Below are 23799 nucleotides of genomic sequence, written 5' to 3' on the forward strand. Positions count from 1 at the left end.
CATGCATATTGCCCCGTCTATTCTCACCGCTGATTTTGCCCATATGGGCGACGAACTGACTGCGATCTTCGAGGCGGGTATTCGTTGGCTGCACCTTGATGTGATGGATGGCCGTTTTGTGCCCAACATCAGCTTCGGCCCGATGCTGATTCGCTCGCTGCGCCCGATTGCCGAGCAGTATGGGGTGGTGCTCGATGCCCACCTGATGATCGCCGACCCGGATCGCTACGTGGAGGATTTTGCCGCCGCTGGCTGCGAGTACATCACCGTCCATGCCGAGGCGTGTACCCACCTCCATCGCACCATCCAGCACATCCGCGCTCTGGGCAAGAAGCCCGGCGTGGCGCTCAACCCGGCTACGCCACTCAGCGCGATTGAAGAGGTACTGCCCGATCTCTCACTGGCACTGATCATGAGCGTCAACCCCGGCTTTGGTGGCCAGCGCTTCATTCCCGCCAGCCTCGACAAGATCCGCCGCCTGCGCGCCATGCTCGACGAGCGTGGCCTGAATGACGTCGTGCTCCAGATTGACGGCGGGGTCAACAAGGATCTCATCGCCACCGTGCGCGATGCCGGGGCCACCTGCGCCGTCACGGGTTCTGCCGTCTACGCCCCTGGCCGCAACCGCGCCGAGACAGTGGCGGAATTGCGCCAGGCGTTGGGGGAGTAGGGGCGTATCAAGCAGTAGCGGCGCAAAACCTTGCGCCGCTACTGCTTGACAAGATCCCCCTTACGCTCTAAAATAGTGTAAATCTTACACTATTTGAAGGAGCATTTCGATGGAGCATCACGAGGAGACGGCGGCAACCTATGACGCCTCGCGCTATGAGCGTCCGTCCGTAACAGTAGATGTTGTCATCTTCACGTTGATTGAGCGTGAACTGCACGTCCTACTCGTGCAGCGCCGCCACTGGCCCTATGATGGGTTCTGGGCCATTCCGGGGGGCTTCATCAATATGGATGAGTCGCTCGAACAAGCGGCGCGCCGCGAGTTGGAAGAAGAGACCGGCGTGCGCGATCTCTATATCGAGCAGCTCTTCACCTTTGGGGATGTTGGGCGTGATCCGCGCATGCGCGTGATTAGTGTCGCCTATATCGCACTGGTACGTTTTGATGCCCAGAAATTGCGCGTTAGTGAAGAGAGCCACGATGTGCGTTGGTTCCCGGTGAGTGATCTGCCGCATGACCTCGCCTTTGATCATGAGCAGATTCTGGCCTATGCGATCTCGCGGCTGCGCTCGAAGTTGGAGTATACCACGCTCGCCTTCCAACTGTTGCCCGAACTCTTCTCGATCCTCGAATTGAAGCATATCTACGAGCAGATTTTGGGCGAGAAGTTGGACAAAGGCAACTTCTATCGTAAAATCAAAGAGGCCGGTCTGCTTGAAGAGACCAACCAGATGCGTGAGGGGCGTGGCCGCCCGACGCGGCTCTGGCGCTTTAAGCGGGATCGCGCCGGGGATAAGCAGTTTGTCTTTCGCTGGCGTGAGGATCGTGGGGATCGGGCCTGATCTGCTGATATACCTGTTTATACTTCTCCTACGGAAGCCCGTTGTTCTGTCACGCTGAGCGTATGATCCGAAGTTAGCGAAGGTGTGATGCCCAATTCCTGACCGGGGTCTTTCGCTTCGCCTTGCGGCTCCGCTCAGGGTGACAACGTCCTTTACCCCAGTTTGTGAGGTTGAATGACCATACACGGTATGCCATATCGCACCGCTTGGGTGTTGCTGGTTTGGTTTCTTCTGTTAGCGCTCTCCGGTTGTGAGGTGGTATCTGCTCCACCCCCTGACACCACCACCACTTCGGTTGTACTGGGCGTTACCCCCTCACCCCCATCCCCCACGGACGTACCCGCTCCACCTCCGGCTCCTGTCCTCTTGAGTCGGGCGTTGGCCGCTCGCCAGATCGGTGCCGATCTGGATGCGGCGCAGGATCTGAGTGCGCTGCTCAATGCCTACCCGAATGATCCCGAAGCCCCTCAGGCGCGCTTCTTTTTGGCCGAGAGTATGGCTCGCCGGGGTCTCTGGAGTGCCGCCGCGCAACTCTTCCGACCCTTTGCCGATGGCCCCACGGATGATCCGCTGCATGCTCCGGCGCTCTTTTGGTTGGCGCGTTGCACCGAAGAGGCTGGTGATCATGCCACTGCGGTCGATCTCTACCAGCGTTACCGCGATCTCGCGACGCCGCTTGAACCCTATGCTGCCATGCGTCAAGCCGCTCAACTCGTCGCCTTGGGGCGTCAGGCTGATGCCGCCGCTGCCTATACGCATGTGGCGCGCCTCGATATTGTGCGCGGTGAGCGTGCCGGGAGTTATGAGCGGGCGATTGAACTGCATATTCAGTTGGGTGATCCGGCGGTTGCGCTCGATCTCTATACCGAATTGCTCGATTTTGCGCAGACCCCAACCTACCGTGCCCGTATCCTCTTTGATGCCGCGAGTTTGGCCCAGCAATTGGGTCAGGCTGAACAGGCGGCGGCCTGGTTGCGCCAACTCATTGCCGATGCTCCGGCAACCTCGCAGGCTCAGATCGCTGTTGATCAGTTGCTCGCAGCCGGTGATACTGCCCTCAGCCCAGCGGCGGCAGCCCAGGTCTTGATGCAGGCCGAGCGCTGGCCGGAGGCGTTGACGCAGTTTGATCTGGCGCTTGCCCAAGCCGCTGATCTCGAAGTGGCGACGGAGTTGCGCCGTCTGCGCGGCATGACGCTGCGTTTCCAGGGCGATTTTCCGGCGGCGCTGGCGGCTTTGTCTGAGGCCGGCGCGATGAGTCCCAATAGCGAAGCCGGGCGGCAGGCCCAACTGGATTGGATTCAGACCCTCGGCCAGAGTGGCGAGGTGGAACGGGCGAGTGTCGCCTACCAGGAGTATGCGGCGAATTACCCCGATGATCCGCGTGCGCCCGATGCGCTGGATCGCGCCGCGCAGTTGCGCGAGCGTTTGGGGGATCGTGAAGGAACGTTGGCTATCCAGCGCTCGCTAGGTGAACGCTACCCCCAGAGTTCCCAGGCTGCGAGTGTGTTGCACCGGGCGGCCATGGCGCTCTTCCGCAGTGGCGATTATGCGCAGGCGCGAGCGTTCTGGCAGATCTTGGCCGAGCAGGCACGCGGTGAGGTGCAGGCTCAGGCGGCCTTCTGGGCGGCCCGTAGTGCGGTGGCCCAGAGCGATCCTGCCGCTGCCAGCGCGTTGTTCCGCGTTGCCTTGGACGCCGCGCCGAGTAGCTATTATACTGCGCGTGCCAGTGAGGAGTTGGGGCTGGAACTTCAGGGTAGTGTGCCGCTCGATGCGCCGCTGAACGAGAGTGATTGGGCGACTCTGCGTGCCTGGGTGCGTAGTTGGCCCGATCAGGCTGCGGCACCCACCCCGGAAGAGCTTGGGCTTGAAGCCGATGGTTCTGTGCGCCGCGCCACCCTGCTTGTTGAGGTGGGGCTAGGAACCGAGGCGCGCAATGAGTGGCTGGCGGCCATAGAGCGTTGGACCGACGATCCGCCGCGTTTGGCCGAACTGGCGCGCCTTGCGCATTCCCAAGGCTCGGCCTATGTCGCGCTGCGTAGCGCGGCCCGTCTGGCGCGCCTCGCCCCCAGCGATTCGCCCCAACCACTGGTGCTCGAACGGCTCCTCTATCCGGCCCCCTACCCCGCGTTGCTCATCCAACAATCTGCCGAACGTGGGCTGGACCCGCGCCTGCTCTACGCGCTGCTGCGCCAGGAGAGCCTCTTCGACCCCCTGGCGACCTCGTGGGTGGGCGCACGCGGTATGGCCCAGGTGATGCCCGCTACCGGCGAGGGGATCGCCCACAATCTGGGGCTCGCCGACTTTACGCTCGATGATCTCTACCGCCCGGTGGTGAGTGTGAACTTTGGAGCCTACTACCTGAGCGCTCGCATGGCCGACATGCAGGGGAGTATCCAGGGGGGCTTGGCCTCCTACAACGGTGGCCTGGGGAATGCCCAACGCTGGGCGGGGGGCAGTTTTATCAGCGATCCCGATCTCTTTACCGAAGGGGTGGATTTCGCCGAGACCCGTGGCTATATCAAGGCCGTGTATGGGTTTTATGCGGTTTACCAGCGTATTTACACTCAGCCGTAGGGGTTACCCCCGCACCACCGCCGCCCGTGGCAACACCACCGTAAACATACTTCCTTGCCCTGGGGTGCTGCGTACCGTGATGTGCCCACCATGCGCATTCAGCACATGTTGAACGATGGCTAACCCCAAGCCACTGCCGGCATGCCCACTGGCGAGCGAGCTATCTACGCGGTAGAAGGGCAAGAAGATCTTCTCGTGGCATTCGGGAGGGATACCGATCCCACTATCTTCCACCCGGATGATCAGCCGTGATGGCTCATCCTGAAAGACCACTCGCACCCATCCACCAGCCGGGGTAAACTTGATCGCATTATCAATCAGGTTGCGCACCAGTTGTTCGATTCCACTGGTATCGGCGAATAGGGGCGCAACCTCAGTCCCCTGTACATCAAAACGAATACCCGCCTGCTTCGCTCGATCATGGAAGAGTAAGAGGCTCTGTTGGAGCAGATCGCGCAGGTTGATCCGGCGTAGGTGAAAGCTACGCGAACGCAGTTCTTGGAAGTAGAGTAGGTTGTTGAGTTGTTGTGAAAGAATCGTACAACTGCGCCGCATCACTCCCATCGCCTCGCTCTGTGGGGGGCTGAGCGTGCCAAGCATACCGCGATCAAAGAGTTCGATATAGCCGATCAGCGCGGTCAGGGGAGTGCGTAGTTCGTGCGAGAGGGTGGCCAGAAATTGGCTCTTGAGCGTGTCAAGTTCTTGGAGGGCAGTATTGGCTGCGCTGAGTTCGCGGACTTGCTGTTCAAGCCGCTCCACCAACTTCTGGTTATAGCTGCGCAGCAGACTGCGTTCATCGCTCTCGGCAGAGATCTGTTCGCGGCGCCCACCCAGAAATTCGGCGATCTGGTGGGGGAGTTGGCGCGTATCAATTGGCTTGGTCAGGTACCCATCACATCCCGCCACCAACGCCTGTTCGCGTGCCCCGGATGAACTATCGGCGGTTAAGGCGATGATCGGAATCCCCACGAGGTGGGGCAGACTACGCAGCCGGGTAGTTGTTTCGTAGCCATCCAGCCCCGGCAAGCCCAGATCAACCAAGATCAAGACCGGAAGAGACTCGCGTGCTAGTGAGATTCCACTTGGCCCATCCTCCGCAATGAGGACGTGGTATCCGCGTGCGCCCAATACTCGTTCCACGAGGCGTTGATTGTCGCGGTTATCTTCAATGTAGAGGATTTTGGGAGTGTTCATGGATGTATCTGCTTCTGCTTCTGCACCCTGATCCTACCTCCTACGTTGCTATCGGTAGGCTTACACTAAAAGTACTGCCCTCATTGGGGCTACTCTCAACCCAGATGCGCCCTTGGTGGGCCTCGACCAGCCGTCGCACAATGGCTAACCCCAGCCCAGTACCGCGCCGTCGTAGCCGCTTGTCGTGTACCTGGACAAACTCCTCGAAGATCTCATGCTGGCGGTTGGCTGGAATACCGATTCCAGTATCGCGGATGCTCATTACCACCACGGGTTGGGAGGTACCATCGAGTCGTAGTTCATCACTGCGGTAGGCACTGACAGTAATCGTTCCGCGCTCAGTGAATTTTACCGCATTTGAGAGCAGATTGAATAGGATCTGTCGTATGCGATCTGCATCGGCATAGATGGGTGGCAGATCTGAAGGTAGGTTCTGGTTGAGGCTCACCTGGCCTTCGCGCAACAAGCCCTGCATGGTGTCTATCACTTCACTTACCACCGGGGCCAGCGCAACCTGCCCCAGATCAAGATCGAGGTGTCCGGCTTCAATCCGCGCCAGATCGAGCAGTTCGTTGATTAGATGCAGCAAGAAGCGCCCATTGCGGTTAATGCTCTGGGCATCTTCACGTTGCGTTGGTGAGAGTGGTCCATCAAGTTCATCAATCAGAACGGTCGAGAAGCCGATAATCGCATTCAGGGGCGTGCGTAGCTCATGCGAGATGCCGGTGAGGAAATCGCTTTTGCGCCGATCTGCCAATTGGGCCTGTTCCAGTGCGGCGCGCAACTCCTCGGTGCGCTGGGCGACTTGATGTTCGAGGTTGTGGTAGAGTTGCACGTTCTGAATCGTTAGGCCGACCATACTGGCGAACATGAGTAATTGGCTGGCATCCTGTGGCTGAATGTTGCGCTGACTCAGGTGGTAGTCGGCAGCGAGGACACCAATGACTTGCTCTTCGCGGCCAAAGATCGGTACTTGGACATACGAGTGGCCGCCCGAAATCACCTGCTTGCGCCGGTCTACCCGTGGGTGGTTCCAGGGGTCATCAACAATCACCGCCTTACCGCTGCGTACCACATCGGCTTCGACGGTGCCCCCATCGAGGCGCAATGGTTCAACATTGACGACCTGGACAAAGTGGGCGGCTTGGTGTTCGTTGCCGCTGCCGAACGAAGCGCTGGCTGCCTTCAGGTACTTGCCTTCGACCAGATAGAGTACCGCTCGATCAAAACCGAAACGCTCACACACCGCATCAGGGATGCGCTCAAGCAGCGCTTCGAGATCGAGGATGCCCTTTAGTTCATTGGAGACGTTATTGAGGTTGGCGAGTTGCTGCGCGTGCATCTCCAGTTCGGCCACTTTGCTCTGGAGGGCGGTGGTCATGGTGTTGAAGGCGTCCACCAGTTCGCCAATCTCATCCGCGCCAGCCTGCGGTAAGCGTTCATCGAGCTTGCCACTGGCTACGGCACGCACGCCATATTGCAGCGCACGGATGGGCCGCGTGAAGGAGAGTGACATAAAGACACTCCCCACGCCAATCGCCGATGCCACTACCACGAGCAACAGGGTGAGTTGATGTCGCAGACGATCCTGGCTCTCCCCAATCCGCTGGCCGGTGTTAAGGGCGGGTTGAATGATCGCATCGGCAGGTACCACCATCCCCACACTCCAGCCGGAGGCGCTGATCGGGGCGTAGCTGATATAGCTTGGTTGATCCTCGTACTCGATCTGTTCGATGCCGGTCTGGTGATCGAGCATCTTCTCTACCAGAATGCGCAGTTCTTCGCTCGGTGAGTCGTGCAGATTCTCGCTCTGGAATGGCTCATCCCAGTTGGTATTGGCGGCGCTCAGGTTAGGGCGCACAATCACATCGCCCACGGTATTGAGCATGAAGGCGTAGCCTCCCTGGCCAATATCAACCGTGAGCAGATCCTGTTGGATGGTGCTGAGGAGGAGATCGAAGGCCACCACACCGATCAACTGGCCCTGCGAACCATACACGGGTGTCGCGCAGGTGGTTGCTAAGGCTCCGGTGTTGGCATCCACATACGCATCTGTCCAAATTGTCTTCCCAGCCTCGCGGGCCTGGATGTACCATGGCCGCTGACGTGGGTCAAAGGGCTGGATTGTCAGCAGTTTGTCAATGACGGATGTATCGTTAAAGGCAATGATTCCGCCCTGATCAAGCGCGATATAGCCAATACTGAAGAGGCTGTTGTGATCAATCACCGACTGGAGTAGCGGAATCATCTGCTGCGCATAGGCTACCTGGGGGGTATAGCTCGCTAACAGTTCAGGACTGGGCGCAGGCGCAATCCAGACCCGGTCGGCAGTCCGATTTGGAACGGGTTCGGTGGCTTGATGGGCGGCATAGCTGGCAACCCCCTCTACCTGTTGCTGGATGGCAGTGAGGGTGACATTATAGAACTGGGCGCGTTCGCGGGCGCGTTGGGCTAGTGTCTCTTCGGCTTGGTTGCGTAGGGCATTGGTGCCCTCTTCGACCGCAGTATCATGGGCGCGGGCGAGGCCCGTCAGCCCTAACCAGCCCACAAAAATCAGGGGAGGGAGCGAGAGAGTTAAGAGTAAAAACAGGATCTTCTGCTGGATGCGCGAACGAAAACGATGCATGGACGACGCGCTTTCGTTTAGGTTGGAATCTGGTTCATACGCATCGTACCAGGAGTTGCGTGCTGATGCAATCGGCAAACATTAAGAGAGGTTTACGGATTTGCGTCCCCCCGTGAAGGGTCTTATACTGGCAAGCACTGTCTCTATCTTTGCGGATACTAGGGAATTCCCATGAAATATACGCTTGAACGCTTTACCGATGAGGTGCGCTCGGTCATCGCCGCTACGGGGCGGGTCGCGCCGGAGTTGATCGAGACCGCCACACCCAAATCGAATATTCCAGCCGATCTGGCCTTCCCGGCCTTTCGCGCCGCAAAGGCGTTGGGTCTTCCGCCGCCCCAGTTGGCCAGCGAGTTGGCTGCCAGCATCACACTGGCTCCCGATTCGCTGATTGGTGCGGTGAGTGCCACCGGGCCGTTCCTCAACTTCAGTCTGCATCCGCAGCGTTTGGCCGAGGCGGTGCTGGCCGAGGTTGCTCAGATGGGCGCGGCCTATGGTACCCATACCGATGGTGCCGACCAGATGATCGTGGTGGATTATTCGGCCCCCAATATCGCCAAGCGCATGCACGTTGGTCATATCCGCAGCACGATTATTGGCCAGAGTTTGGTCAATATCTTCCGTGCCCTGGGCTATACGGTGGTGGGCGATAACCACCTGGGTGATTGGGGTAAGCAGTTTGGGGTGGTGCTGGCGGCAATTGAGTTGTATGGTCGCCCCGACGCTGTGGGCGAGGCCGCCCTGGAGGCGCTTGAGGCGCAGTATGCGCGCTATGCCGCTGCGGCCAAGGATCAGCCGCAGCTTGATGAGGCGGCTCGCCACTGGTCGTTGCGTCTCGAACAGGGTGATGCCCAGGCACGTGATCTGTGGCAGTGGTGTGTTGATCTGACTATGCACGCCGCCCAGCGCAACTATGATCGCTTAGGGGTGCATATTGACCACGCTTATGGCGAGAGTTTCTATGAGCACATGCTGCCTGATGTGATCGCGGAGGCGCTCGATAAGGGCGTGGCTCAGCGTGAAGAGGGCGGCGCGGTGGTGATTACCGACCTTGAGAAGTTGCCCACCTTCCTCCTTCAGCGTAGTGATGGCGGGACGCTCTACATGACCCGCGATTTGGCGACGGTGCTCTTCCGCCTTACCGAGTTCAAGCCGACGCGCATCGTTTATGTGGTGGGTGAACCCCAGGCGCTCCACTTGCGCCAGCTCTTCGCCCTGACCCATGCGATGGGCCATGCACTTGCTACTGATCTGGTTCATATCGCCTTCGGCACGGTCTTTGATGCCAGTGGCCAGCCGCTCTCGACCCGGCGCGGCAATATGGTCTACCTAGAGAGCCTGCTCGATGAGGCGGTGGCGCGTGCCTTGGCGGTGGTCGAACAGAAGAGTCCCGATCTGCCTGCCGAGGAGAAGCAGGCAGTGGCCGAGGCGGTCGGGGTCGGTGCGGTGGTCTATAACGATCTCTACCAGGATACCAAGCGCAATATCACCCTCGATTGGGATCGGATGTTGGCCACCGAAGGCAATAGTGCTACCTATCTGCAATATTCGCACGCCCGTTGTTGCTCGATTCTGCGGCGTGCCGAGGCGGATGGGAGTGACATCACGCATGCGGCGCTGCTCATCCACCCCGCCGAAGTGAGCTTGATCAAGCATCTGGCGCGCCTGCCCGCTGCGCTGCGTGAGGCTGGCGAGCGCTACGCCCCCTTTGTCATCGCCGATTGGTGCTACACCACTGCCCGTGAATTTGGGGTCTTCTTTGAGCAGTGTCCAGTGTTGAAGGCCGAGCAATCGGCATTGCGCAGCGCTCGGCTGGCGCTCGTGGCGGCTACGGCCCACGCGCTCAGGGTTGGCTTGGGGTTATTAGGAATCCAAGCCCCGGAACGGATGTAGTATGCTGAATCTGGCAACCATACGCGGCGTGCTCTTCGATATGGATGGTGTGCTCTACCGTGGTCGGCAGGTCTTGGCGGGGGTGTCCGAGGTATTAGCCTTCCTCGATTCCCAGCGCATCGCATATGCCTGTATCACCAATAACGCCTCGATGACCCCCGCGCAGTACGAGGAGAAGTTGCAGGCGATGGGTATCGCCATCCCCTCGGATCGCGTGGTCACCTCGGCGCTGATCACCGGGCGCTATTTGCGCACCACCTACCCCGCTGGGACACGGGTGCTCATCGTGGGGATGCGCGGGTTGCGCGAGATTGTCTTGGGTGATGGCTATTTTGTTGAGGATCGCCTCACTCCCGATCTGGTGATCCAGGGCGTGGACTTTGAAACCACCTACGCTAAACTAAAGGAGGCGACTCTCGCTATTCGGCGTGGGGCGCGCTATATCGTCACCAACCCGGATCGCTCCTTTCCTTCTGAGGAGGGCTTGATCCCCGGTTCGGGGGCGATTATGGCCGCGTTGGTGGCCGCGACCGATGCGACCCCGTTGGTGATCGGCAAGCCCGCACCGACTATGTTCCTGGTTGCGGCGCAGATGTTGGGGCTTGACCCCGCACAGACGCTGATGGTTGGAGATCGTCTGGATACCGACATTGCCGGTGCCCACGCAGCGGGCATGCCCGCTGCCCTCGTCCTCACCGGGGTGACCCGCCGCGAGGAGCTTGGCACCGACCTTATGCCCGATCTGGTGGTGGAAGATCTGCCTGCACTACTCGCCCACTGGCGCGAGGCTCGCCTATGAGTACGTTTACTCCCGACCAACCGCTCCTGGTTGCCTATGATCGCACGCGGGTGCGTGAGTTGTTGCGTAATACCACCGCCCAGGGGCTTCACGATGCGTTGCGCAATGGTACCTTCGGGGCCAACTTGGCTCCCGCAGAACGTACCGAGTTGGATGCCTTGCTCACCGCCTGGATGCAGCGCGCTCTGGGCTATGTCTTTCTGCGCGATGCGCTCTTGGTGGATGGTCAGCGCGGCCCGCGTGTCTTTAGCCTGATCTGTGCCGAAATGACGAGTGAGCAGATCGTATTGAACTCCGATCTGGCCGCCGCACTGCGCGGGCGTGATCTGAGTCGCTTGATGCCTACCGATCTGGCCGCGCTCCATGTTCATGATGCGGCGGTTATGCGCCTCGCCGACATGGCCCAGCGGCAGGGGCTGAGTCTGGTGCTGCTCGAAACAGCGAGTTCCTATCCGCTCCCCACGGATCTTGAGCGCTTATTGCCTAGTATCCCCCTCCATCTGCCCCACGCCAATGACTATTTTGTGCCACCGACGGGCTTGCGGCGACTGGTGGCGGTGACATTGGCGGTGACGGGTATTCTCTTGTTGCTTATCCCTATTCTGAGTGGTACGATTCCTAAGCATCCAGCCGGTTTGCCCCTCGCCCTGATCACCCTGGCCTTGATGGTGGGGGTCAAGGCGGGTTGGGCGGGCTATAGTGGGGCTTTGTGCCTCTGGTTGGTGCCCAATTTACCCGGTTTTCGCTCTGATCGCAGCCTGACTGAACTTCTACCCTACCTCCCACTCCTGCTTGGTGGTGTCGCCTTGCTGATCTATGACCGCCGTATGCGTGCCCTTTGGGCATGGTTGCGGGGCCAATTCGGCTTAGGCTTGTAGATGTCTAATGGAGGTGTTGCGATGTTCAAGGGATTTCGTGACTTCGTTCTGCGCGGGAACGTGCTCGATCTGGCGATTGGTGTGATTATTGGTATTGCGTTTGGGGCCATCATTAACTCGCTTTCGGCAGATGTGCTGATGCCCGTCGTGGGCCTCATCTTTGGTCAACCCGATTTCTCGGCGATTGTGCTTGGCCCGCTCAAGATCGGTAATCTACTCAATGCCATGCTCAGTTTCCTGATGACTGCCTTTGCGCTCTACTTCTTTGTGGTTGCACCGATGAATATGATTAATGAGCGTCAGAAGTCCAAGCAACCACCCGTGCCACCTGCAACCCGCACCTGCCCAGAGTGCCTGAGTGAAGTGCCTATCGGGGCGCGTCGTTGCGCTTTTTGTACCAGTGAATTGCCCAAGAGCTAGTCTTTGCACCAAATGGAGTTATCTGTGAGTGACATCAATGAGTTGCTGACCCGTGGCGTTGCGGAAGTGATTATTGAAGCCGAGTTGCGGCAGCGTCTCGCTGCGGGTCAGCCGTTGCGCCTCAAGCAGGGCTTTGATCCGACCAAGCCCGATATGCACATTGGCCATGCGGTGGGCCTGCGTAAGTTGCGCAAATTTCAGGAGGCTGGCCACCAGGTGGTGCTGATTGTGGGTGACTGGACGGCTCAGATTGGTGATCCGAGTGGCCGCGATGAGACCCGCCCGCGCCTTGATGCGGCGACGGTGCGCCGCAACGCCGAAACCTACATGGAGCAGTTCTTCCGCGTGGTGGATCGCGATTCTACCGAGGTGCGCTGGCAGAGTGAGTGGTTTGGTGAGTTTAAGCTCGAACAAGCCCTCGATCTGGCCGGGCGCTTCACACTGGGCCAGATGTTGGCCCACGAGACCTTCCGCCGCCGCTATGAGGAGGGTGCGAAACTGACCATCCTCGAACTCATGTACCCCATGCTCCAGGGCTATGACTCGGTAGCTATTCAGTCTGATGTCGAGTTTGGTGGCACCGACCAGAAGTTTAACAACCTCGCGGGCCGTGAACTGATGAGCCAACTCGGTATGCGCCCGCAACACGTCCTACTGGTGCCGCTCATCCCCGGTACCGATGGGCGCAAGATGGGTAAGACCTTCAACAACACCGTGGACATCACGCTCTCTCCGACGGACATGTTGGGCAAGATCATGTCTATGAGTGATGAGGTGCTGCCGCTCTACTTCGAGGTGCTGACCGATGTGCCGCTGGCCGAATTGGCCGAGATCCGTGCGGCGATGGAGGCCGGTACGGTCAACCCGCGTAATCTCAAGATGCGCCTTGCCCGTGAGGTGGTGAGCCAGTTCCACAGCCCCACCGACGCGATTGCGGCGGAAGAAGCCTTTGTGCGTCAGTTTGTGCAGCGCGAGTTGCCCACCGATATTCCTGAGTATGTGTTGAGTGCGCCCGCGACGATCATTGATCTGATGGTGGCGGCCAAGCTTGCGGCCTCCAAGGGTGAGGCGCGCCGCCTGATTGATGGCGGGGGGGTGCGCGTGGCCGGTGAACGGGTCGAGGGCTATGAGATGAGCCTCGATCCAGGTGTCGGAGTGGTGGTGCAGGTCGGGCGCAGGAAGTTTGTACGGGTTATGTGACGATGATATGACAACCGAACCCAAAACTATCCTTCTCACCGGGGCCACCAGCGGCATTGGGCGTGAGATGGCACAGAGCCTAGCCCAGCAGGGTGCGAACCTCGTGCTGGCCTGCCGCAACCCGGCCAAGGCCGAGGCGTTGTGTGCTGAGTTGCGTAGCACTACAGGCAACCCGCATATCGCTACTATGAGCCTCGATCTGGCCTCGCTCGCTGCGATCCGCACCTTTTGTAGCGAGTTTCGTACTCGCTACACCCAGGTGCATGTCTTGATCAACAATGCCGGAGCCTTTAGCTTGGATCGCCGCGAGACGGTTGATGGCTTCGAGTTGACGATGGGCACCAACTTCTTTGGCCCCTTCCTGCTGACGTGCGAACTGGCTCCGCTGCTCGCGGCAACGCCGGGGGCCAGAATCGTCAATGTGGGCTCGGCGGCGTATCGCTATGGGAAGATCGATCTCAACGATCTCCAACTAACCCACACCTACGACAGCTTCCCGGCCTATGCCGCCTCCAAATTGGCGGTGCAGTTTTGGACACAGGAACTGGCCGCTCGTCTCGCTCCAGCGGGTGTGACGGCGAATGTCGCCCATCCTGGCCACGTCAAGACCGCGATCTGGGATCTGTGGCCCCAGCCTACGTGGTATCAGCGTCTCTTCTTGAATCTGCACGCCACCTTCATGATCAGTGCCGAGGCCGGTGCGCAGACCCCGCTCTACCTTGCGACTTCGCCCGCTGTGGCCGGGGTTACGGGTGGCTATTTCGCGAAACAACAGCAACGCCCGGTTGCTACGTTGGCCCAGAATCTTGTTCTTCAGCGTGCCTTGTGGGCGTTGGCCCAACGGCTCACCGGGGCGCGCTGGGGGTAACTGCTCACATCACACTTCTCCTAGTAGGGTGAAGCATCGCCCTCCAACCTCGTTCGGGTTCACCGACCACATGGAGGGCGATGCTTCGCCCCTACAATTGGGGAGGGAAAAAGCTATGGACCCGCAAACGCTCGCCGCCTACGAGAACCAGGCTGCCCAAATCGCCGCTCGCCACCGCTCGGTCTTTCCGCAGCGTACCCATGCCCTGATCCAGCGCTTCTTCCAACCCGGTCAGCTTACCGCCGATCTCGGCTGTGGGAGTGGCCGCGATGCTGATTGGCTCAGTCAGCGTGGCTATAATGTGATTGGCTATGATGCCTCGCCCGCGATGCTGGCTGAGGCGCAACGCGCCTACCCCCACATTCCGTTTATCGTGGCCAATTTGCCCGATCTAGCTGAAATTCCTGCCGAAACCTATGCCAATATTCTGTGTAACGCGGTGCTGATGCACCTGCCCACCGCAAGTCTGCCCGCTGCAACCCAGGCAATTGCGCGTATCCTTGTGCCGGGTGGGCGACTCGTCTTGAGCTACCGGGGCAGTATTACCGGTGATGAACGCGAAGCGGATGGCCGTCTCTTTACGTCCATCCTGCCCGCCGATCTGATTCAACTCTTTGGATTGTCCGGGTTGGATTGTATCACGCACGAAGCCCAGCCCGATGAACAGCGCCCTACTGTGGTGTGGCAGATGATGGTGATCGAACGCCCCACATGAGAAAACGAACGGCGTGACTCCTGAAGTGGAGCCACGCCGTGGGGGTTCTGACTATCTTGAGCTGCGTAGACCAAAGAGGTTGGCCGAAGGCGTCTGCTCAGCGGCGGTACCGACGGCGTAGACGCTCAACATCATCAATGCGTACAGGAACACGCGCTGGTTCGAAATTGAGGAGTGATGCAACGACCATAGCGGCCAGTAATAGGATAAACGCGATAGCGATGATGAGGATCATAGCGGGTTCCTTTCCGCAGGTGGGGCCTACGCTTGGCTCGACATGGTAGGTCGGTAATAATCTTATAGATACAGTATAACGAAAAAGAGGGGCCGCGTCCATAGCATTTTAGTCACATGTTGACGCTATCCCCCCTATCGGCTACAATCGAAATCCCGGAAGCCCACCACCATCCTGGATGTGCTATGTCCCACTTTCTTGTCACTGTTACCCCCCGCGAACTGCCCACGACGGGGGAGTCTGTCCATACGCTCTATCTTCTCTCTGGTGCCGAACTTGCCCCCGCCGATGTGGCTCGTATGACGGCTGAGTTGTTGCACGACCCGGTTGTTCAGCAGGCGCATTGGTGTGAGTTGTCGCAGGCGGCGCTCGATGCTGAGGATCTGGAGTTGCACGCCGCTAGTCTGTTGGAGATCGCCTACCGCCCTGGGGTCACCGATAACCCCGGTGAGAGTGCCGCTGAGGGTGCGCGTCGCCTGGGGATCACTACGGTGGAGCAGGCGCGTGCGTTGAGCCGCTACCTGCTCCCGGCGGGGGTTGATGCGCAGCAGCGCGCCCGCGAGTTGGCGATTGATCTGGTGCAGACGACGCTGATCTCTCACCCCGGTGCGGATCAGGCCCAGCGTCTGGCCTTCTACCACATGCTCGTCGCGCCGCCCCCACCGGCAACCCCGGTCATCACCCGCGTGCCGCTGCGCGCCGCCGATGATGCGGAGCTGTTGCGGATTAGCCGCGCTGGGGTCTTGGCGCTCGATCTGGACGAGATGCGCACCGTGCGCGACTACTTCGCGCAGTTGGGCCGCGATCCGAGTGACGGTGAGTTGGAGACGATTGCCCAGACCTGGAGCGAGCATTGTAGTCATAAGACCTTTAAGGCGAAGGTGCGCTATCGCCAGCAGGCTGGTTCTTCCCTGCCCGCTGATGCCGATCTCTATCCGATGCTGCATCTGCTCGAACGCGGCCAGTCTGAGGTGGTTGAGATTGATAGCATGATCAAGACCTTCCTCATGCACGCCACCCAGAAGGTTTTGGCGGATCGCGACGAGGCGGATTGGGTGCTCTCGGCGTTTGTGGATAATGCCGGTATCATTGCCTTCGGCCCCGATCACGAGGTCTCGTTTAAGGTTGAAACCCACAACCACCCCAGTGCGCTGGAGCCGTTTGGCGGCGCGAATACGGGTGTGGGCGGCGTCATCCGTGATGTGCTGGGGGTCTCGGCGCGCCCGATTGCCAACACCGACATTCTCTGTTTCGGTATGCCCGATGGCAGCGCCCCCGCTGGCGTCCTGGCTCCCCAGCGTATCGCCACTGGGGTGGTGGCGGGTGTGCGCGACTACGGCAATAAACTGGGTATCCCCACCGTGAATGGCGCGGTGCTCTTTGACCCCGGCTACACCGCGAACCCGCTGGTCTACTGCGGGACGTTGGGGATTGCCCCGCGTGGCTCCAACCCGCACAACATCCAGCCCGGTGATGCGGTGGTGGTCTTGGGTGGGCGCACCGGGCGCGATGGTATCCACGGCGCGACCTTTAGTAGTATTGAATTGACCCACAGTACCGCCGCTGAGGTGGGCAGCGCTGTCCAGATCGGTGATCCGATCACCGAGAAGAAGCTGCTCGATGTGCTGCTCCAGGCACGCGACATGGGCCTCTACAGCGCGATCACCGACTGTGGCGCGGGCGGTCTCTCTTCCGCCGTGGGCGAGATGGGGGCCGAAATCGGGGCGGCGGTGGAACTTGAGCAGGTACCGCTCAAGTATGCCGGCCTACAGCCCTGGGAAGTGTGGCTCTCCGAGGCTCAGGAGCGCATGGTGCTGGCCGTACCACCCGCCAACCTCGCCGCCTTCTTGGATCTGTGCGCCAGTGAAGATGTTGAAGCCTGCGCGATTGGCCACTTCAGCGACGACAAACACCTGCGCGTCACCCATGGCGGGCAGACCCTGGTAGACATTGATATGGCCTTCCTGCACGATGGCCGCCCGCAGCGCGTCTTGGAGGCGCACTGGCAGCCCGGCCAGGTGGCGAGTGCAGCGACGTTGCCCGCTGCCACCCCCTCCGAGTTGTTGCTGCGCCTCATGGCGCACCCCAACATCGCCTCCAAGGAGCGCATCATCCGCAGCTACGACCACGAAATAGGCGGGGCAACGGTGGTCAAACCGCTGGTAGGCGTGAAGAGTGACGGGCCGGGCGATGCGGCGGTGCTCCAGCCCCTGCCGCGCAGCAGCGAGGGCTTGGCGCTGGCATGTGGCATCAACCCGCGCTACGGCTTCGCCGACCCCTACTGGATGACGCTGGCCGCAGTGGATGAAGCGTTGCGCAACGTCGTGGCGGTCGGGGGCGACCCCAACCGCACCGTGATCCTCGACAACTTCTGCTGGGGCGACCCGCGCCAGCCGGATCGCATGGCGGGGCTAGTACGTTCGGGCGCGGCCTGCTACGATGCTGCGGTCGCCTTTGGCACGCCCTTCATCAGCGGCAAGGACAGCCTGAATAATGAATACCGCGACGCCTCCGGGCAGCGCGTCGCCATCCCACCCACGCTACTCATCTCGGCACTCGCGCATGTCCCCGATGTGCGCCGCTGCGTCACTATGGATCTCAAGGCGGCGGGTAATCGGCTCTACCTGGTGGGGGCGACGGGTGAGGATCTTCAGGGTTCGCACCTCCAGGCGCTAGGGGTCGAGGTGGGCGCGAGCGATCTTCCCCGCGTGGATCTGGCCGTGGCCCGCGAGACCTTCGCCAAGCTCTACGCGGCAATCAGTGCCGGGACGGTACGGGCGTGCCACGATCTAAGCGAGGGCGGCCTCGCCGTCGCCGCCGCTGAAATGGCGCTCGCCGGTGGCTTCGGTCTGGAGTTGGATATTGCCGCCATCCCCGGCGGTGTCAGCCGCACGGCGCGGCTCTTCGGCGAAAGCCCCAGCCGCTTCTTGGTTGAGGTGGCCCCCGAACAGGCGGCCGCGTTCACCACGCAGATGATGGGCATCACCCTTACTGCTCTGGGCAGTGTCACCGACACGGGGCAGGTGGTGGTGCGCGATGGTGCAGAGCGCCTAGTAGATCTCGGTACTGCCGCATTGAAGGCCGCCTGGCAATCGGGATTGGCCCCACTGAGCCTGTAGTACTCCATAATGGTTTGTTGGTGTTTGGCGGCTGCGCCGCCAAACACCAACAAACCAAAGATCTTCCCCACCGGAGGTGACTTTGCCCATGCCTTGGGAGTAGAGGAACTATGCAAACTGCGGCGATTCTGCTCTTATTGATCTGCTACGGGGCCGCAGGCTACCTCGTCTGGCAGCAGCGCAACTTGATCTACCTGCTCGTCATCCTCGCCGGACATGTCGGGGCGCTCCTCCTGCCACTCTGGCACCTGCTCTATGCCGGTGATTCCCGTTTGAGCCTCGCCACCTTTTGGGCTACGCTCAGCCAGCCACCCACCCTCACCAGCATCCTGATCGCAGGATGGCCACATGCCCTACCCGCGATCTTCGTTCTGCTACTCTACCTTACCCGTTGGTGGTTCCCTGGCAGCCTCACCGGCGCAATGACCTATGTCGTCTTTCTGCTCTACCACCTGCTGATCGAACTGATCGGCCTTCAATCAGGCTTGTGGCCGTCACGGTATAGCCCATTACCATTTGGGGTGCCAGCCCCGCTCTTCTCAGCAATCATGGCGGCGCTCGTCTCCTATGCACTGCTCTATGTGCTGCTCTCGATCTATCGCTATGCCTGGACGAGTCTGATCCTGGCGCTGTTACCGACACTCCTGTTGCTCAGCCTGCTCGTGTATGGGTTACTGGGTGCTCCGCTCTGGATCGCACTGGCGCTGGATGGCGTACCCTGGGCGGTGGGCTTAGGCACCGCGAGTGCCTTGGCGCTGCTACTCTGGGCGGTACAGATTGTCACCGGGGGCATCCGCCGGGTCGAATAGGAGATCATCACAGTTTGGCTACCCCGCAGACTCTCACGCCAGCCATGCTGATTGCCGCCTATCGCAGTGGCATCTTCCCCATGGCCGACGAGGATGGTGCGCTTGGATGGTATGAACCGCGCATCCGGGCGATCATCCCCTTGGACGACGGATTCCATGTACCGAGCCGCTTGGCGCGCACGGTGCGCAGCGGGCGTTTTGAGGTGCGCATGGTTAGTGCCTTTACCGAGGTGGTGCAGGCGTGTGCCGAGCCTGCTCCGGGGCGCGAGACGACCTGGATTTCAGAGGAGATTGTGCGTGCCTACACCGAACTCTACCGCATGGGCTTGGCCCACAGCGTCGAGTGTTGGCGTGAAGGGCAACTCGTGGGGGGACTCTATGGAGTTGCCCTGAATGGCCTGTTTGCCGGTGAGAGCATGTTCCACCGCGAACGCGATGCGAGTAAGGTCGCGTTGGTGCATCTGGTCGAGCGGCTCCGCCGGAGTGGGTTTGTGCTGCTCGACACGCAGTTCATCGTTGGGGCGCACATGCTCCAGTTCGGCACCATCGAGATCCCGCGTACCGAGTACCACCGCCGCTTAAAAGGAGCGTTGCAGACAGAGGCGCGGTGGTAGATCCATGTTGGTTCTGGTTTGGCGGCGTAGCCGCCAAACCAGAACCAACAGAAGATCCTACTTCTTCTTCTTGCGCTCGCGGCGCGCCTCGCGGCGGCTCGTTGTTGCCACTGGGCGTGGTGCAGGTGGCGGCTGATCGGCGGCAGCGACGGCGCGTTGCTGGGATGCACGTACCGGGCGCTTGCCGACCTGGGCCTTCTCAAGCGCGGGCAGAATCTTGCGCATGTAGAAGGTCATATATCCGGCTGCGGCCAGATCAACCAGCAATAGAATCCAGAACCAGAGCCGCTGACTGATCACCGGGATACCAATGAGGCGTAAAATAGCCGCCAACAAGCCAACGCCACCCAGGATGAGCAGGGCAATCCCTACCTGGCGAAAGAAGGTGTAGCGAGCCAGATTCCGTTCGGTATGGGCGTAGTAGAAATAGGCTCCCGCAACCACACCAGAGAGTTGGAGCAGAAAGAAGATCCAAGCGAGAGTGCCGAACCCAGCCGTAGGACTTGATGCCGTCATGTACTCGATGAAACCCATTGCGCAAAAGCCTCCCAATGATGGTGTGGATGCTGAGACGGCGGCGATTATAGCAGTCTGATCCAGCAGCGTCAACTTTTAGGATGGACATTCGGTAAAAGAGGGGTAAAATAGCCTTATGAGCTTCCCGGAAGCTGGGTATCCGTATGCTTGACTCGCATGAACCCTTCCTGAGTGTGACACCGGCTATGAGCCAGATTCCACATACTTCCGATTCAACCGAGTCTCTATGGCCACAACAGATGGCTGAAGTGGCCCATGTGCAAAGTCCGGCAGAGTTGGCACAACGTGTCGCTTTGGTAATGGAACATATCCTCCCCATGACCGATTATGATCTGGTATGGGCGAGTGAATATGACCAGAGCCTTCTTGATGCCGAAGTACGGGCTAAGTTACTCGCTGGTACGCATGTTCCGGGCACTTCAGGCCGACCAGGCTATATTCCCATCCACGCTGGGAAACAGTTGGTGGGTTGGTTGCGCCTGATGCCAGGCCACTGGAATGCATCTCAGGGGGCGGCACTCACGCTCTTAGCCTCCATCCTCGGCTTGCTCTCCGCTGATCTACGTGTCCTGATTGATGAATGTAGCCTGTGGCGTTACCAGTTGCGATCTGAGTTGCTCGCACTGCGTGATATACGCAACTTTGATCACCTCTTGGTTCAGATTGCCCAGATTGTGGAACAGACCTTTGACCACGTTAACTTTATGATTGCGCTGCGCTACCAGCAGAGCAGTTGGGTTGAGATGGTCTATTTTTCGATCAATGGGACACGCCTGGATCGCACTGTCTTCTGGGAGGATTATGCCGGCCTGAGTGGGTACATTCTCAAACATCATGAGCCGATCTCAACCGAGAACTACCTTGAGGAGTGTCGCCAACGGCATATTACGCCGCTCTATGTAACACCTGATGTGCGTTGGTATGCCTGGATCGGTGCCCCGTTGCGTGATGCTGATCAGGTCTTTGGGGTGATCAGTTGCTCTACACTTGGCCCGGATATTTGCTTCTCGCCAGATCAGTTTGAACGCTTGCTCATGTTGGCTGAGGAGTTGGCGCACCCGCTCCGCAATGCCCAGTTGTTGCGCCGAGCGGAGCAACAGGCCCAGCAGATGCAGGCACTTAACCAGATTGCCCGTGTGATCACCTCAACGCTGGATCAAAATCGGGTGCCCGCGCTGATTATTGAACGCGCTCAGGCGCTCTTTAATGCCGAAGAAGGCTCGTTGTTATTGCTGGATGAAGAGACCCGTGAGTTGGTCTTTAGCTATGCCGGTGGCCCGGCGGGCCATCAGTTGTTGGGGCAGCGCCTTCCCTCTGGTGCGGGCGTGGCGGGCCATGTAGTGACGAGTGCTCAACCGGCGGTGGTCAATAATGTGCGCAGCGATGGTCGTTTCTATAGCCTGCCCGATGGCGATACGGGCTTTGCAACGCGCTCGTTGATCGCGGTGCCGCTGCGTGGGATTGATGGTGTCAAGGGTGTGATCGAGATCCTCAACCGCCGTGATAATGCGCCCTTCACCGATGAGGATCGCCTCCTGCTCGAAGCAATTGCCGACCACGCCATGATCGCGTTAGAGAACGCCAATCGCTTTGCACAGGTTGATCAGACCTTGGCGCGGCGTGCCCAGGATCTGGATCGCAGTAATGATCGTCTGCGGCGTATTCTGCGAGTCTCCAATGCGCTGCGGGCTGAGCGTAACCGTGATGAGTTGCTGCAAAAAATTGTTCAATCTGTGGCTGAGAGTTCAGGCTTTCAGACCACGATGTTGGCGCTGGTGCAACCCAACGATAACGGTGACGCCCTGCTTCAGTATATGCTGGCAACAGGCCCAGGGGCGAGCTATTTCGAGCACCTCTCTACGGTGCGGGTGCCGGTCGCACACCTCAAGGCGATTCTGCGGCTCGAATTTCAGTACAGTGCCTCTACCTACCTGATTGACCGGCATTTCAGTGACTATGTTGATCTCTGGCAGGGTGCGCTGCGACGGCCTCCCTATGATGCTCGGCTCGTTCCGGCGGGTACGTGGCATCCGTATGATGTCATCTTTAGCCTGCTACGTAATATGCACGGCGAGATCTTAGGGCTGATTGCGGTGAGTGATCCCGAAGATGGAATGCAGCCTGATCCGGATCAGATCCAGATTCTGGAGATCTTCGCTAATCAGGCTTCGGTTGCTCTTGAGAATGCGCAACTCTACCATGAACTCCAGCATAGCCTGCGGAGCCTGACGGCGCTCAATGGCTTGGGGATGGCGCTCAATACCACGTTGCGCTCTTCCCAAGAGATTTATCAGATGACGGTGGCTGGTATGATGGCCCATGGGGATGCCCGTTGGGGAATGGCGCTGCTTGAACAGACGGACTCCGTCACGCTGCCGCTGAGTCTGGCGGCCCACGTCGGTGAACCGACCCAGGATCAGGCGGCGGTGGAAGCGCTGGCCCGTGAGGCGATCCGTCTGCGCCGCCCACAGATGATCCCGCCCGGCGCGAATGGGGCGGAGGCGGTGGTTGCGATCCCGCTGCGGGCGACCCGTGGCGTCTTGGGGAGTATCTGTATCGGCTATGCGGGCGGTCTGCCGCGCTATACCGAGATCGAGAGGCTTAGCCTCTTTGCCGGGCAGGCGGCGGTGGCGGCTGAGAGCCTGCAACTCTTTACGGCGGTGCGCCAGGGCCGTGATCAACTCGCCTCGATTATGGCCTCGACCCGTGAGGGGATGTTGCTGGTTGATGAGCATGGTCTTGTGCTGGTGGCTAATGATGCCTTCCGCGAGTTGGCCGATGTCTTTGCATGGCCAAGTATGTCGGAGCAGCCTGAATTGGCCGGCCAGATGATCTATACCGTGTTGGCCAATTGGCAGGCAGCTAACTGCTATCCGCCAGGCGATTTGGATCACCTCTGTTCCTGTCTCGCTCAGGTTGCTGATGGTCGTCAGCGCTTTCTTAATGGCCAGTTGGTTCCTATTCTTGCCAATGCGATTGCCCTTGAGTGGGGCGTCTTGCCAGCGTTACCCGAAGGGAGCCATGATCATGGCCACGAGCACTTGCAGACACGTTGGCCGATCTTGCTGACCTTCCGTGATATTACCGATGCGATCCAGGCCGAACGTCTGCGGCAGGATCTTACCAGTATGATGGTGCATGATTTACGTAGCCCGCTGACGAGTATTATTACCTCGATTGATATGATCTTCCGTGGTACAGTTGGTGAGGCTACGTCGTTGCAGCGCGAAATCCTGAATATTGCCTATTCGAGTACCCAACATCTGCTCGATATGGTCAATCTGCTGCTTGATATTAGCCGTCTCGAAAGTCGTCAGATGCCACTCGATTGTACGTCGGTGGATCTGTATGAGTTGGCTCAAGCGACAATCGAACGGATGACGATGATCGCCCAGAAACAGCATGTGACAATCACCTTGCAGTCAGATAGGGAGCATCTCTACGCTCATGCTGATCGTGAATTGATTATGCGGGTGTTGCAGAATCTTCTCGATAATGCGATCAAGTTTAGCCCTGCGCATCAACAGGTACTTCTCTCGCTCCAATTGTTGCCACAACAGAATCGCGTGCGGGTTGCAGTGCGTGATGTTGGTGCCGGGATCAAAGCACTTGATAAAGAGAAGATCTTTACCAAGTTTGGTCAGATCGGGAACCGCCGTAGCAGTGGGAGTGGCTTGGGGTTGACATTCTGTAAGTTGGTGGTGGAGGCGCATGCCGGGGAGATTGATGTCGAGAGTGCCCCCGGCCAAGGCAGTACCTTTTTCTTCACCCTGCCAGCCGCCACAGTGCCGTGACGGATTGGTGGGG

18 protein-coding genes are annotated in these 23799 nt (G+C 59.5%); 14 read left to right on the forward strand and 4 right to left on the reverse strand.

All coding sequences use genetic code 11. The features are described from left to right. Position 1 precedes the first annotated feature (1 nt). From rpe to EKD03_RS10065, 3 genes are all read left to right on the forward strand, one after another. Positions 2-670 (forward strand): ribulose-phosphate 3-epimerase, encoded by a 669-nt coding sequence (gene rpe, locus EKD03_RS10055; protein WP_129630155.1) that lies wholly within the window; start codon positions 2-4, stop codon positions 668-670. A gap of 109 nt (positions 671-779) precedes the next feature. Next, a complete protein-coding gene (locus EKD03_RS10060) occupies positions 780-1511 on the forward strand; it encodes an NUDIX hydrolase (RefSeq protein ID WP_129630157.1) in 732 nt (243 codons plus the stop codon). Between the two features lie 189 nt (positions 1512-1700). After that, positions 1701-4085 carry a transglycosylase SLT domain-containing protein gene (locus EKD03_RS10065; protein ID WP_161569229.1) on the forward strand — a complete coding sequence of 795 codons (2385 nt, stop codon included), beginning with the start codon at positions 1701-1703 and terminating at the stop codon, positions 4083-4085. Between the two features lie 3 nt (positions 4086-4088). Here EKD03_RS10065 and EKD03_RS10070 read toward each other — a convergent pair whose 3' ends face one another. Both EKD03_RS10070 and EKD03_RS10075 read right to left on the reverse strand, forming a co-directional pair. After that, positions 4089-5279 carry an ATP-binding response regulator gene (locus tag EKD03_RS10070; protein ID WP_129630161.1) on the reverse strand — a complete coding sequence of 397 codons (1191 nt, stop codon included), beginning with the start codon at positions 5277-5279 and terminating at the stop codon, positions 4089-4091. Between the two features lie 40 nt (positions 5280-5319). After that, entirely contained in the window at positions 5320-7905 is a 2586-nt protein-coding gene (locus tag EKD03_RS10075; RefSeq protein ID WP_129630162.1) for a sensor histidine kinase, read from the reverse strand. A gap of 171 nt (positions 7906-8076) precedes the next feature. Between EKD03_RS10075 and argS the strand changes: the two genes are divergently transcribed. The 7 genes from argS (at position 8077) to EKD03_RS10110 (ending at position 14678) form a co-directional block, all read left to right on the forward strand. After that, complete coding sequence (argS, locus tag EKD03_RS10080; RefSeq protein ID WP_129630164.1) at positions 8077-9798, forward strand: arginine--tRNA ligase; 1722 nt, start codon at positions 8077-8079, stop codon at positions 9796-9798. Position 9799: 1 nt separating this feature from the next. After that, on the forward strand, positions 9800-10597 hold the full coding sequence (locus EKD03_RS10085; RefSeq protein WP_129630166.1) for an HAD-IIA family hydrolase: 798 nt from the start codon (positions 9800-9802) through the stop codon (positions 10595-10597). Continuing rightward, positions 10594-11475 (forward strand): hypothetical protein, encoded by an 882-nt coding sequence (locus tag EKD03_RS10090; protein WP_129630168.1) that lies wholly within the window; start codon positions 10594-10596, stop codon positions 11473-11475. Before EKD03_RS10085 ends, EKD03_RS10090 begins: the two co-directional genes overlap by 4 nt. 21 nt (positions 11476-11496) lie before the next feature. Further along, complete coding sequence (gene mscL, locus EKD03_RS10095) at positions 11497-11895, forward strand: large conductance mechanosensitive channel protein MscL (protein WP_129630170.1); 399 nt, start codon at positions 11497-11499, stop codon at positions 11893-11895. Between the two features lie 24 nt (positions 11896-11919). Continuing rightward, on the forward strand, positions 11920-13095 hold the full coding sequence (gene tyrS / locus EKD03_RS10100) for a tyrosine--tRNA ligase (protein WP_238613474.1): 1176 nt from the start codon (positions 11920-11922) through the stop codon (positions 13093-13095). Positions 13096-13102: 7 nt separating this feature from the next. Next, on the forward strand, positions 13103-13963 hold the full coding sequence (locus tag EKD03_RS10105; protein ID WP_129630172.1) for an SDR family oxidoreductase: 861 nt from the start codon (positions 13103-13105) through the stop codon (positions 13961-13963). Between the two features lie 115 nt (positions 13964-14078). Beyond that, entirely contained in the window at positions 14079-14678 is a 600-nt protein-coding gene (locus EKD03_RS10110) for a class I SAM-dependent methyltransferase (protein WP_161569230.1), read from the forward strand. A 97-nt stretch (positions 14679-14775) separates the two neighbouring features. Here EKD03_RS10110 and EKD03_RS18415 read toward each other — a convergent pair whose 3' ends face one another. Then, the gene (locus tag EKD03_RS18415; RefSeq protein ID WP_161569231.1) at positions 14776-14913 is read right to left on the reverse strand and encodes a hypothetical protein; all 138 of its coding nucleotides are present in this window, start codon (positions 14911-14913) and stop codon (positions 14776-14778) included. A 185-nt stretch (positions 14914-15098) separates the two neighbouring features. Between EKD03_RS18415 and purL the strand changes: the two genes are divergently transcribed. The 3 genes from purL (at position 15099) to aat (ending at position 19455) form a co-directional block, all read left to right on the forward strand. Continuing rightward, positions 15099-18032, forward strand: coding sequence for a phosphoribosylformylglycinamidine synthase subunit PurL (gene purL / locus EKD03_RS10115; RefSeq protein WP_129630176.1), 2934 nt, complete (start codon positions 15099-15101; stop codon positions 18030-18032). A 110-nt stretch (positions 18033-18142) separates the two neighbouring features. Continuing rightward, a complete protein-coding gene (locus EKD03_RS10120; RefSeq protein WP_129630178.1) occupies positions 18143-18841 on the forward strand; it encodes a hypothetical protein in 699 nt (232 codons plus the stop codon). Positions 18842-18855: 14 nt separating this feature from the next. Beyond that, the gene (gene aat, locus EKD03_RS10125) at positions 18856-19455 is read left to right on the forward strand and encodes a leucyl/phenylalanyl-tRNA--protein transferase (RefSeq protein WP_129630180.1); all 600 of its coding nucleotides are present in this window, start codon (positions 18856-18858) and stop codon (positions 19453-19455) included. A gap of 57 nt (positions 19456-19512) precedes the next feature. Here aat and EKD03_RS10130 read toward each other — a convergent pair whose 3' ends face one another. Then, positions 19513-19971: a hypothetical protein gene (locus tag EKD03_RS10130; protein ID WP_238613475.1), complete on the reverse strand. Its 459-nt coding sequence runs from the start codon at positions 19969-19971 to the stop codon at positions 19513-19515. A 164-nt stretch (positions 19972-20135) separates the two neighbouring features. Here EKD03_RS10130 and EKD03_RS10135 point away from each other — a divergent pair, with 164 nt between their 5' ends. Further along, positions 20136-23786: a GAF domain-containing protein gene (locus EKD03_RS10135; protein ID WP_129630184.1), complete on the forward strand. Its 3651-nt coding sequence runs from the start codon at positions 20136-20138 to the stop codon at positions 23784-23786. Positions 23787-23799: the final 13 nt, after the last annotated feature.

This window comes from Candidatus Oscillochloris fontis, assembly GCF_004138135.1.
Lineage (GTDB): Bacteria > Chloroflexota > Chloroflexia > Chloroflexales > Chloroflexaceae > Oscillochloris > Oscillochloris fontis.